The sequence below is a fragment of the Priestia sp. FSL H7-0729 genome (genome assembly GCF_038005685.1).
In the GTDB taxonomy this organism is placed as follows: Bacteria; Bacillota; Bacilli; order Paenibacillales; family Paenibacillaceae; genus Paenibacillus.
The window spans coordinates 1-12,684 of sequence record NZ_JBBOTQ010000007.1; the positions used below are offsets into that span (position 1 = coordinate 1).

Genomic DNA, 12,684 nt, shown 5'->3' on the forward strand with positions numbered 1-12,684 from the left:
CCAATAAAGTATTGAAAAGAGCGATAAGCTCATTTTGAATCTGACGAGATTAAAAATCTCAATTGTGCTCCAGCCGATTCAAGCCAAGGCTTGTTTCAAACTTTCGCGTTTATTCTGCAAGCAGAATGTTTACTCACTCGTTGTTCAGTTTTCAAAGATCAAACTTGTTTCGTTACCAAGCGTTGTTCTCCTCAGCAACTTTTATATCTTACCACATCCGAACCAACTTTGCAAGCTCGTTTTTTAAGTTTCTTTCGAAGCTTATTTCATTAGCTTGCCGCACCGTGTTTCTTGTGTTTTCTTGGCCGGAATTAGAATATACCATGTAGAGATTTTGATTGCAAGTCTTTTTTTGAGTAATGGTGCATCTTACTATAATCTTTAAGGTATATCTACTTTACTATATACATCTCAAACAAAAAGGCCTCTCTATAAAAGAAAGACCCTCTGCTTATTATGCTCCAATATCTATAGTTAACTGATAACCTCTTGTATGTGAAGCTGCCGTTGCTGCATTAGGTTAATGATGTTTCCTTCTACAGATACCATAGGCCGTGTAGGATGATCTCGATCAGAGAATACGATTTCTCCAATCTGGTTATTGCTGAGTTTTACTCGGATGCCATTATGAATTTGGGTTGATCGTTGAACAAATACACTTACAATCGCAGGATCCAATTTGCCAAATGCCTCACTCTGGATCTGTTCTAGAACTAGATACGGTGATTGTGCCTTCCGGTATATTTTCTCCAGCGTCATAGCGTGGAAAATATCGGCGATAGCTACAATCTTAGCGTATATATGAATCTGCGACCCACTAAGCTGCAACGGATAGCCTGATCCATCCACTTTTTCATGATGCTGCAAAGCTGCAAGTCTGGCGCCCTCATTAATGGCCTTTGCCTGTTTCAGAATCTGATAACCATATTTGGTATGCTGCCGGATCTCTTCCTGCTCTGTAACCGTCAATGAAGAAGGCTTATGGAGGATTTGCGGATCTACTTTATTATTACCAATATCATGGAACAAGCCTGCAAACGCAACTTGCATCCAATCCTTGGAGGGAAGATCTATCCACTGGGCCAATTGATAGGATGTGATTGCACTCAGTACAGCATGGTGATACACATAATCATGTTCTTGCATTACTCGTGGACTGAAGGTAAGCACATTATATTGTTTGAGATGTGCAAACACAGCCTCTAACTGTGTACGCAACTCATATACTGGCAATTCAGCCGCCAGAGAGGACAAGAATGCATTTTTAGTTAGTCCGACCATCTTCTCATATTCATCCTGTAGAGACGTTGATACAGGGGCTGTAGTCACGTACCCTGTCTTCCCTGTCCGTTCACCATTCTTCTCGTTTGCTGTACTTCCTGCGGACGCAGATGCACCTTTGGTTCCTGTACTGCTCGACCCCATTCTCTCTTGCTCAATATCCACCTGGTGAATCATAAAGGCTCTCAGCACTTCCATATCCTTGGGTAAAATGACTTTGCCCTTTTGAAGCAAGACGTTGCCACGAAGCGTTTGTACATCACTCCCAAGTTTGAGTCCTGGTTTGACTTCTGACAGGGTGATTAGTCCCATGTATATTCCCCTCACTCATCGTTCGTCTTCTATGTTAATAGCAAACAAGACCATAGTCCCGGTTTTTTATGATATTTCCCATTATATTACTCAGGTATCAGGCTGTACATCCCAGATTCGGAAGAATAAACGAAGGGAGTCTTTGATACAACAAAAGGGCTCCCAGTGGGAGCCCCTCGAATCTTCTTCCAATCTACAAAAGATCGGTTGTATATCATTCTATTCTTATGCTTCCGAACCGGAATCGTCGCCCTCAGCATCAGTGTCTGCGTCAGATACGGTTCCTTCTTCCAGGCTTACTGCCGGAGCTTGGGTTTCCCCGCCTTCCATGCCCTCAAGTGACTCATCGTCTGGTTCTTCTTCATTTTTGTCAATACGGCTGACTGTAGCTACTGAATCCTCATCACGAATATGAATCAGCTTCACACCCTGCGTGTATCGACCCATCGTGGATATGCCTTCCATGCTCATCCGGATCAACGTACCGCTAGACGTGATGATCATCAGATCCTCTTCGGTTTTAACCATTTTGAGGCTCACTACTGCGCCGTTCTTCTCTGTGACATTAATCGTCTTGATCCCTTTACCACCACGAGTCTGCATCCGATAATCACTGACTGGTGTACGTTTACCGTATCCTTTGGCTGTAACGATCAGAACATCAAGCTCTTTATCAACTACATCCATGCCAATAACGGAATCCTGTTCATCCAATGTAATCCCTTTAACCCCGGTGGCACTACGTCCCATGGAACGTACATTACCTTCCGAGAATCGAATAGACATCCCATGAGCTGTACCCATAATGATCTCTTGCTGCCCATCGGTCAGCTTAACATCGATCAGAATGTCATCATCACGCAAGGAGATACCGATCAAGCCGCCTTTGCGGATATTGGTGTAATCCTCAAGTGGCGTTTTCTTAACCACCCCTTGGCGGGTAGCAAAGAATAAGTATCTGTCACTCTCAAATTCCTGAACCGGGATTACGGCATTAACTGATTCACCCTGCTCAATCTGGATCAGGTTGATAATCGGTGTTCCCCGTGCAGTACGTCCAAGCTCTGGAATCTCGTACGCTTTGAGACGATACACTTTACCTTTGTCCGTAAAGAACATGAGGTAATTATGAGAGTTGGTCACGAACAGATGCTCAACAAAGTCGGTATCTTTCGTATCCATTCCCACGACCCCACGTCCACCACGTTTCTGGCTGCGGTATGTGGATACCGGCAGACGTTTTACGTAGCCTGTATGGGTAATCGTAATGATAACCTCTTCACGTGGAATCAGGTCCTCATCCAGAATACTCTCTTCACCTACTGTGATCTCTGTACGACGATCATCACTAAAGCGGTCGCGGATCTCTTGCAACTCTGTGCTAATAATTTCAAGCACCAGGTGCTCATTGGCCAGAATTTCGCGATACTCTCTGATCTTGACCATCAGTTCGTTATATTCATTCTCAATACGTTCGCGTTCCAGACCTGTGAGGCGTTGCAAACGCATATCGAGAATCGCTTGAGCCTGATCATGACTGAGTGAGAAACGCTCAATCAAACCTTCTCTGGCTGCATCTGCATTACTGGAAGAACGAATCAATGTAATAATCTCATCGATATGATCTAGCGCAATGCGCAAGCCTTCCAGAATGTGTGCACGAGCTTCAGCCTTCTTCAGTTCAAACTGCGTACGTCTGCGAATAACCTCAATCTGATGCTGAAGGTAGTGATACAACACTTCACGCAAGTTCAGAATTTTAGGTTCTTTATTCACAATCGCAAGCATGTTAATCCCGAAAGTGGATTGCATCGATGTATGTTTGTAAAGGTTGTTCAGAACAACCCCTGGATTCACGTCTCTGCGAAGCTCAATGACCACCCGCATACCATTACGGTCAGACTCATCACGAAGGTCGGTTATGCCATCGATCTTTTTATCACGTACCAACTCGGCGATTTTCTCAACGAGTCTCGCCTTGTTCACCTGATAAGGCAACTCCGTAACGATAATTCTCGCTTTGTTGTTATTCTCTTCGATGTTGGTTTTGGCCCGCATCGTTACTGAGCCACGTCCGGTCTGATACGCCTGGCGAATGCCTGAGCGGCCCAAAATGTAGCCGGATGTAGGGAAGTCTGGTCCTTGAATGTAATCCATGAGTTCCATGGATGTAATGTCCGGATTTTGAATCATGGCCTGTACACCATCAATGACCTCGCCCAGATTATGAGGAGGAATATTGGTGGCCATACCTACCGCGATCCCGCCGACCCCATTGACAAGCAAGTTAGGAAAACGAGCAGGCAAAACGATTGGTTCATGTTCTTCACCGTCATAGTTCGCCTGGAAATCAATCGTATCCTTGTTGATATCTCTAAGCATTTCCATAGCAATCTTGGACAAGCGAGCTTCCGTATAACGCATGGCTGCTGCCATGTCGCCATCGACCGATCCAAAGTTACCATGTCCATCTACATGCATATAGCGCAGGGAGAAATCCTGTGCCATCCGTACCATCGTCTCGTATACAGCAGAGTCACCGTGTGGGTGATACTTACCGATAACTTCGCCGACAATTCTGGCTGATTTTTTATGTGGTTTATCGGGGGTCATGCCGAGCTCTGACATTGCGTACAGAATACGCCGGTGAACCGGCTTCAATCCATCACGTACGTCAGGTAAGGCACGGCTAACAATGATGCTCATCGCATAATCCATAAACGATTCACGCATCTCCACGCCTATATCCCGATCTGTAATCTGAGAGTTCATTTCTTCCGCCATGCTGGACCTCCTTCTTGTCCTTCAACAAACGTTCCATTCCGTCATGCAAGAAAATTGATTATATGTGAAAAGCCTAACAAGGCTAAAACCGCGCAAGAACGCTACTCTTTATTATATTACTTTCACAAAAGTTACACAATTAAACGTCCGCTGGGCAATAGCCTTTCTTCCGGGAACTTCTGCGTCTCTGGGGATACGCCCTGCCTTCCTCCCCAATTGCACATACAATGCTAGAAATACGGCATATGTACTGTGTCCATCGAGGCTAAAGCCATTCCCGCCCTACGATCAAACTGCAAATTGTGCAGTTCATCGCACAAAACGCCATATTTCTCTATTATACCACTGAAATCGTCTCTTGTCCTTTGATTTCTCCGTGTCTTTCCCTCTTTGGAAATGAGCAAAACATGAAAGGACTGATGGATCTTGGGTATCCAACGTGTCTCCAGCAAATGGGCCAAAACAGCTGTGTTACAACGCAGTCGCATGGTGAATGAATATATCCCAGTCACCCGAAAATATAGCCGTCAAACTTTGGAACGAATGACTGAATTATTCGAGTCCAACTATATCAAACCGGACCGTGGTACTTACGGTAATGGGGTCATGCGGGTGAAGACAACCCGTTTATACGAACCTGTTGTTAATTCCGACGATTACGCCACAGAAGCAGATGTTCCTGAAGAAAACAATGATCAGAATCCACCTGATGAACTCGAGGCAAGTGCTGTTACCTCCAGAGCTACCCAGCTTATAACAACATATCATCTCCAATATGGTACAGAGGAGAGATCCTTTCATTCCCTGGATGAACTCGAACGAGCACTGAATGATCGCATTCAGGAACGGGATTATATCATTCAACAGGGAATCTCGCTGATGAAGCATGGAGATTTGCCTTTTGACTTGCGTGTGTTGACTCAAAAAAACCTGCAACATAACTGGGAAACAACAGGTATTCTGGGACGTGTTGCTGCACCGGGCAAAATTATCACCAACATTCATGGTGGTGGACAATTGGCCACGTTTGAAGAACTCGTACTGCCCCATCTTCACCAGGATAGATTCAAAACACTTCGCAATGAGCTATACCGCCTGGGTATCCATACCGCTGTGCAATTGCAGACATCATTTCCAAGGCTCAAAGAGATTGGTATTGATATTGCGCTAGACGAAGAAGGACGCCCTTGGATCCTTGAAGTTAATACATTGCCGGGCATTTATGCTTTTGGTTTACTCCCGGACAAGGGGGCGTACCGGAAGATTAAACGCTATGCAATTGCGTACGGCCGTTTGCCCGCCAAAAAGAGTAAGAGTTCTCGTCCATCCCCCAAAGCACAGGCCTCATCTGCCAAAAAACGTGTACGTCGCTAACCATGGGATACGGAAGTCCTCTGCCTCCTATTCCGTGATTCAAATAATATAAAAAGGCGCCCTCACAGGCGCCTCTTCGAATATCGTTAAATGTCGAGGTTTTTCACGTATTTCGCATTTTCTTGGATAAAGTCACGACGCGGTTCAACGTTATCCCCCATCAGGGTATCAAACATCGCATCAGCAAGTATGGCATCATTGATCGATACTTGCATCATCGTCCGGCTCTCCGGATCCATCGTCGTTTCCCACAATTGTCCGGCATTCATCTCGCCAAGACCTTTGTAACGCTGAACGTTAAATTTCGCATTTTCTCCGAAGGTGGCAATAATTTCATCGCGCTCTTTTTCGGAACCAGCATAACGAATCACTTTGTTACGCTCAATCTTGAACAATGGCGGTTGTGCAATATATACGTAACCTGCCTCAATGATTTTACGCATGTACCGATACAGGAATGTCAGCAGTAGTGTTCGGATATGAGCACCATCGACATCGGCATCAGTCATCAAAATGATTTTGTGATAGCGGGCTTTGGCAATATCGAAGTCATCACCAATACCTGTACCCATCGCCGTAATAATAGCCCTGATCTCCGCATTACCCAAGATCCGGTCGAGACGAGCTTTTTCCACGTTCAGAATCTTACCACGCAGCGGCAAAATCGCTTGGAAATGACGATCACGGCCTTGCTTCGCTGATCCGCCGGCAGAGTCACCTTCGACGATGTACAATTCGCTGATTGAAGCATCCTTGGATGAACAGTCTGCCAGTTTACCTGGAAGGGAGCTTACTTCCAATGCCCCTTTACGACGTGTCAGTTCCCGGGCTTTACGGGCTGCTTCACGCGCACGGGCTGCTTGCAGTCCTTTTTCCAAAATGCGACGGGATACGGAAGGATTCTCTTCCAGGAACTCCTGCAGTTTCTCGGCAAACAGGGATTCAACAATCCCACGAACTTCGCTGTTACCCAGCTTGGTCTTTGTCTGTCCTTCAAATTGCGGTTCCGGAATCTTGACCGAAATAATAGCTGTCAAGCCTTCACGCACATCGTCCCCGGAAAGGTTACCCGTGCTGTCCTTGATTACTCCCGCTTTACGGGCGTAGTCATTGATAATCCGCGTAAGGGCACTCTTGAAGCCTGATTCATGCGTACCGCCCTCATGCGTGTTGATATTGTTCGCGAAGGAATAGATATTCTCGGTGTAGTTGTCATTGTATTGCAGGGCAACTTCCACCTGGATGTTATCTCTGGAACCTTCGACGTAGATTGGAGTTTCATGCAGTACTTCGCGCTTCTGGTTGAGGAAGGAGACGTATTCGATAATACCGCCTTCGTACAGGAACGAGTTGGTTGCACCTGTACGCTCATCCGTCAGTGTAAGACCGATGCCCTTGTTCAGGAATGCCAGTTCACGAATACGGGCAAGTAAGATGTCATAATCATAAACTCTCGTTTCCGTGAAAATTTCAGGGTCTGGGTGGAACCTAACCGTTGTTCCCGTTTCTTCCGTTGTTCCAATTACTTTCAGGTCATATTGTGGAGCTCCACGACGGTATTCCTGTTGATAGACATGCCCGTCAACCTTAACTGTGACAACAACCTTTTCGGATAGTGCATTAACTACGGATACGCCTACACCGTGCAAACCACCGGATACTTTGTACCCGCCGCCACCAAATTTACCTCCTGCATGGAGGACGGTCATAACGACCTCAAGCGCAGGACGTTTCATTTTGGCATGTTCACCGACAGGAATCCCACGTCCGTTATCAACAACAGTGACACTGTTGTCTTCATGGATAGTAACCTCGATATGGTCACAGTAACCTGCGAGCGCTTCATCGATACTGTTGTCCACAACTTCCCAGACCAGATGATGCAGACCTTTGGAACTGGTGGAACCGATATACATCCCCGGACGTTTCCGTACGGCTTCCAGTCCTTCAAGAACCTGAATCTCATCTGCACCATATGACGGTTGATTCATAGACATGCTTTCACCTACTTCTATAGATTCAATATCGTAAATATGCGTTAACTAATAATGTTTGCTGAAATAGGCAACGTCCTTCATTTCAGCCAATTGTCCACATAAAGACAAGCAGCAAAAGACACACCCTTATGCCAATTAATTGCTAGAGATCAGGAAAAATGTGAGCCCGCTTCTTCAGCGTGGCTGAGGAAATCGGCGAGTAGTACACAATGTTTTTGGTCACCACAATCGACTTGGCTTCCTCCTCACCGATGTGTTCCACGGTTTTTTCCTGCTCGGCATGCGTGACATATTGCTTGGAGATCTTTGAGGATTTTTCAATCGATATATCAAAAATAGCGACCAATTCGGAAGAACGGATGATCTTCTCACCGCCCAGATGAATGTACATAAGCCCTCACTCCTTAGCGTTCAACCTGTCCGGCATGAACGTGATAAATACTGGCATCTTTGAGCTTGTCAACGTTCAGGCTCTCGATCCCCGTAGCTGTAATAAAGGTTTGCACCTTGCTCTGGAACGTTTCGATCAGCTGCGTCTGGCGAAAAGGGTCCAGCTCTGACAGAACATCATCCAGCAGCAGGACCGGATATTCTCCGATTTCTTCGTGAATCAGTTCGATTTCCGCAAGTTTAAGGGACAACGCCGTTGTGCGCTGCTGCCCCTGCGAGCCATATGTTTGTACTTCCCGATCGTTAATGAAAAAGGACAGGTCATCCCGATGCGGCCCACTAAGGGTTGTGCCTCGGCGAATCTCCTGCTCTTTCATTTGTGATAATTTTATCATAAATTGGTCCATTAAGACAGCTTCATCTTCCTCAGCCGCTTCGCTGAAGGACGGAAGGTAGGCCAGGCGCAAGACTTCTCCGCCTCCGGTGATCCCCTGATGAATCGTTTCTGCCCACTTTTGCAGTTTCTTTATGAATTGTTTCCTTTTTTTGACGATCTTAACACCATGCTCGACCAGTTGTTCGTTCCATACTTCAAGCATGGTCTGGGCTGCTGCCCCTTGTCCCCAAAGCTGCTTAAGCAAATTGTTTCGTTGGACGAGCACTTTTTGGTATTGCTGCAGGTGATACAGGTAGCCTGGTGCAACCTGTCCGATCTCCATGTCAAGAAACCGGCGGCGGACCCCCGGTGTGCCTTTTACAATCTCCAGATCCTCCGGAGCAAACATCACGACATTGAGCGCTCCGACAAAATCACTTAACTTACGCTGCTCCAGGCCGTTAATCTTTGCTTTTTTTCCTTGTTGCGACAAAGATAGCTCAAGCTTGACCGATCCGTACTTTTTGTCGACCTCTGCTGCAAGTCTGGCACGGTCCTCACCGAAACGAATCAGCTCCTTGTCACGGGAGGTACGGTGGCTCTTGGTGAGTGCAAGTACAAAAATTGCCTCTGCAAGATTCGTCTTGCCTTGGGCATTTTGACCGATCAACAAGTTTACGGGACCAAAAGAGTCCAATCTCAGATGTTCGTAATTGCGGAAATTCTGCAGATCAATGCTGTTCACAAACACGCGGTAACCTCCCTTTTATCCCGTCCGTCAGGAGGCAGCAGGATCGAACTGGTCTTCTTATTCTGCAGCAACTTGGAATGTGCCTTCTCCGTCCACTTCAACGATATCCCCAGGGTATAACTTCCGTCCCCGACGTTCCTCAGGCTCTTTATTCACACGTACAAGTCCTTCCTGGAGCAAAGCTTTGGCCATACCTCCAGTTGGGATGCAATCAGCCAGTTTCAAAAATTGATCAAGCTTAATATATTCCGTACGAATCGTAACTTGGTTCACTGTGATCTTCCTTTCGTTAGTTGGTCGTCCGATATGGCAATATCACATAAAGGCTATGACTGTCATCCAGCGGTTTCAAGATGATTGGACTCATGACTCCTGTAAAAGCGATCATCAGCTGCTCACTTTCAACGACTTTCAGTACATCCAGCATGTATTTGGAGTTGAACGAGATTTTTAACGGATCTCCTGTAAACTCGGCAGGTTCGATTTCTTCTCTTACTTTACCTAGCTCGGAAGAACTTGAAGAAATTTCAACGGATCCTGAATCCATCGTTTGCATACGCACGATGTTTGTTTTTTCTTCACGCGACAGCAAATAAGCCCGGTCAATGGATTCACTTAATTTTTTTGTATCTAAAACAAGTTCTGTTTTGTATGACGTTGGAATAATTCTAGAAGTATCCGGATATGTTCCGTCCAAAATACGGGAGTAGAACAATACACGATCGATTTTGAACAGAACCTGGTTATCTGCAACAACGATATCCACAAGGGTATTTTGATCCGGAACAATTTTGCTGAGCTCGTTCAGCGTTTTACCGGAAATGACCACGTTGTTGAAGCGGATACCTTCTGCATTATCCAGCATTGCTGAACGAGTAGCAAGACGGTGGCGGTCTGTTGCCACAAATTTCAATTCGTTGTCACCCAAACTCCAGAGTACACCTGTCAGGATCGGAGTGGTCTCATGTGTGGAAATGGAGAAGACGGTTTGTTTGATCATATTTTTCAGCAAATCTCCTGGAATGGAGACGGTTTGGTTTTCCTCGATGCTTGGCAGTACCGGGAATTCTTCCGGATCAAGACCTACCAGTTGAATTTCGGTAGCACCCGCAGAGATAAAGGTGTTGAAGTTCTCTTTGACTTCCATATGGACTTCCTGCGACGGAAGTTTCTTGATGATCTCCACGAAAAACTTGGCTGGCAAAACGACACTGCCGGGTTGATCTACCTGAACTACGCTTTTATCTCCATCTTCAAGCGGGATGAAGGATTGAATGGATATATCGGTGTCACTTGCTGTCAATGTTACACCTTGATGATTCACGTCGAATTTGATACCGCTCAGAATCGGAATCGTTGTACGGCTAGAGATCGCTTTGGATACTTGCTGTATGGAATCGTTTAAGTAGTTTTTCATTATGCTGATTTTCATGGTTTCACTCCTAGCTGATTTTTTGGGTGTTGGGGTGTTGAAAGGTGTTTTTCAAAGGCCGAAGGCTAAGCTCCGAAATGGCTATTTTGGAGATGATATCTTTAAGATCTTTTTAGTAATAATAGTAATAGGGGCACTGAATATGTGGATAAGTGGGTATAAACCCGTACACCCAAGCCTATCCACATGTGTATACGTTGTGCATAGGCTTGGGACTTGTTCAGGTTGGATTCTTAATTTTTTCGGTTAAGTTGTTGATAACTTTATAGAGATCCTGATCGTTTTTAATCGCTTGGGAGATTTTTTCGTGAGCATGTATGACAGTGGTGTGATCTCGTCCTCCGAATGCTTCCCCGATTTTGGGCAGAGAAAAGTCTGTCAGTTCACGAGAGAGATACATGGCAATCTGTCTTGGGAAAGCAACTGCCTTGGTCCGTTTCCGTGCTTTGAAATCTTCAAGCTTAAGGCTATAGTACTCGCCGACCTTTTGTTGGATGTCATGAATAGTGATCATTTTGGGACGACTGGAAGGAATAATATCCTTCAGTGCTTCAGCTGCCAGATGAGTGGTTACATCTTGATTAGTCAGTGAAGAATAAGCAACGACCCGAATCAGGGCGCCTTCCAGTTCACGGATGTTGGTGTCAATCTGGTTGGCAATGTACATCATCGCTTCATTCGGAATATCCAGGTTTTCCGCACGTGCCTTTTTACGCAAGATTGCGATCCTTGTCTCCAAATCTGGAGGCTGGATATCCGTGATTAACCCCCACTCAAACCGAGAACGAAGTCGTTCTTCCAGTGTCGGAATTTCCTTCGGTGGTCTGTCGCTGGAGATGATGATCTGCTTCCGTTCCTCATGCAGCGCATTAAACGTATGGAAAAATTCCTCTTGTGTTGATTCTTTTCCCGCCAAGAACTGAATATCATCAATGAGCAAAATGTCGACGCTCCGGTATTTGTTACGGAAGCTCTCCCCGCGGTTGTCACGGATCGAGTTAATGAATTCGTTCGTGAATTTCTCAGACGACAAATAAACGACTTTGCTGCCCGGATCATGCTCCAGAACGTAATGTCCGATCGCATGCATCAAGTGAGTTTTACCGAGTCCTACCCCTCCATACAGAAAGAGAGGGTTGTAAGCTTTGGCGGGCGCTTCAGCGACCGCCAGCGATGCGGCATGGGCAAAACGGTTGCCCGGCCCGATGACAAATGTATCGAACGTATATTTCGGATTCAGCATGCTGAGTACCGCTTCTTCCTGTACAACTGTAGGCGTTGGTGCCGGTAGTTGCGGGTCCGGTTCAGCAGGCTTGTTCTCTTCAATGACAAATTTCACATCGACTTGCTTGCCAAGCAGCTCGTATACCGTCGATCCAACCAATTTGGTGTAACGGCTCTCCAGCCATTCGACGGCAAATGTAGTTGGTGCGGAAATGACGATGGAGCGGTCATTCAGCTTGGTGGCTTTGGTGGCTTTGAACCAGGTGTCAAAGCTGGGTTTGCTGAGTTTGTTTTGTATGATTGATAAAATTTGCTGCCATAAATCAGAAGTATGGCTGTCCACAGACTGTCACTCCTTTTACATGTTCCAAGTGTGGCTTAAGCCATGATGCAGTGTCGAAATACGAGATATATTGTTGAATTTATCCCCAAACCCCCGCAGGTCGAAAACAAAAAAAGTATGAACAACGGAAAATTGTTCACAACTTTATCCACAGGCTGTTGATAATATTATGGGTCAGATCACATATTCACATCCAAAAGTAATACAATCATAGCAAAAGAAACCCCGCATTTCAACGTATCGCGTGATTTTATCCACAAATTCAATAACTTGTGTATAATTTTTAGTCACAACACAATATATTGTTTATAAACTGTTTAATTTTCGACAGAAAGACCCAAAAACCAAAAATGTTTTATACACAGGTTATCCGTCAAATGATGCCAAATTGTGTGTAAAAGCATTCTTCGTTTGTGAATA

9 protein-coding genes are annotated in these 12,684 nt (G+C 45.5%); 1 reads left to right on the forward strand and 8 read right to left on the reverse strand.

The window, feature by feature from the left end; translation table 11 throughout:
• Positions 1 to 474 precede the first annotated feature (474 nt).
• Positions 475 to 1,593: an HD-GYP domain-containing protein gene (locus MHH93_RS16755; protein ID WP_500054931.1), complete on the reverse strand. Its 1,119-nt coding sequence runs from the start codon at positions 1,591 to 1,593 to the stop codon at positions 475 to 477.
• 225 nt (positions 1,594 to 1,818) lie between these two features.
• The gene (gene gyrA, locus MHH93_RS16760; RefSeq protein WP_500054932.1) at positions 1,819 to 4,377 is read right to left on the reverse strand and encodes a DNA gyrase subunit A; all 2,559 of its coding nucleotides are present in this window, start codon (positions 4,375 to 4,377) and stop codon (positions 1,819 to 1,821) included.
• 426 nt (positions 4,378 to 4,803) lie between these two features.
• On the opposite strand from gyrA, the gene MHH93_RS16765 reads away from it, so the two are divergent.
• Positions 4,804 to 5,751, forward strand: a complete 948-nt coding sequence (locus MHH93_RS16765; RefSeq protein ID WP_500054933.1) for a YheC/YheD family protein — start codon at positions 4,804 to 4,806, stop codon at positions 5,749 to 5,751.
• An 86-nt stretch (positions 5,752 to 5,837) separates the two neighbouring features.
• Here MHH93_RS16765 and gyrB read toward each other — a convergent pair whose 3' ends face one another.
• The 6 genes from gyrB to dnaA form a co-directional block, all read right to left on the reverse strand.
• The gene (gene gyrB / locus MHH93_RS16770) at positions 5,838 to 7,748 is read right to left on the reverse strand and encodes a DNA topoisomerase (ATP-hydrolyzing) subunit B (protein WP_500054934.1); all 1,911 of its coding nucleotides are present in this window, start codon (positions 7,746 to 7,748) and stop codon (positions 5,838 to 5,840) included.
• Positions 7,749 to 7,890: 142 nt separating this feature from the next.
• Entirely contained in the window at positions 7,891 to 8,139 is a 249-nt protein-coding gene (gene remB, locus MHH93_RS16775) for an extracellular matrix regulator RemB (protein ID WP_017691405.1), read from the reverse strand.
• 13 nt (positions 8,140 to 8,152) lie between these two features.
• Positions 8,153 to 9,265: a DNA replication/repair protein RecF gene (gene recF / locus MHH93_RS16780; RefSeq protein WP_500054935.1), complete on the reverse strand. Its 1,113-nt coding sequence runs from the start codon at positions 9,263 to 9,265 to the stop codon at positions 8,153 to 8,155.
• Between the two features lie 57 nt (positions 9,266 to 9,322).
• Entirely contained in the window at positions 9,323 to 9,538 is a 216-nt protein-coding gene (gene yaaA / locus MHH93_RS16785) for a S4 domain-containing protein YaaA (RefSeq protein WP_500054936.1), read from the reverse strand.
• Between the two features lie 16 nt (positions 9,539 to 9,554).
• Complete coding sequence (gene dnaN / locus MHH93_RS16790; protein ID WP_017691408.1) at positions 9,555 to 10,697, reverse strand: DNA polymerase III subunit beta; 1,143 nt, start codon at positions 10,695 to 10,697, stop codon at positions 9,555 to 9,557.
• A 220-nt stretch (positions 10,698 to 10,917) separates the two neighbouring features.
• Entirely contained in the window at positions 10,918 to 12,264 is a 1,347-nt protein-coding gene (dnaA, locus tag MHH93_RS16795) for a chromosomal replication initiator protein DnaA (RefSeq protein WP_036611990.1), read from the reverse strand.
• Positions 12,265 to 12,684: the final 420 nt, after the last annotated feature.

Bases quoted from the DNA above. Each gene is read 5' to 3' on its own strand.
- MHH93_RS16755 (WP_500054931.1), bottom strand. From the start codon at position 1,593: ATGGGACTAATCACCCTGTCAGAAGTCAAACCAGGACTCAAACTTGGG.
- gyrA (WP_500054932.1), bottom strand. From the start codon at position 4,377: ATGGCGGAAGAAATGAACTCTCAGATTACAGATCGGGATATAGGCGTG.
- gyrB (WP_500054934.1), bottom strand. From the start codon at position 7,748: ATGTCTATGAATCAACCGTCATATGGTGCAGATGAGATTCAGGTTCTT.
- remB (WP_017691405.1), bottom strand. From the start codon at position 8,139: ATGTACATTCATCTGGGCGGTGAGAAGATCATCCGTTCTTCCGAATTG.
- dnaN (WP_017691408.1), bottom strand. From the start codon at position 10,697: ATGAAAATCAGCATAATGAAAAACTACTTAAACGATTCCATACAGCAA.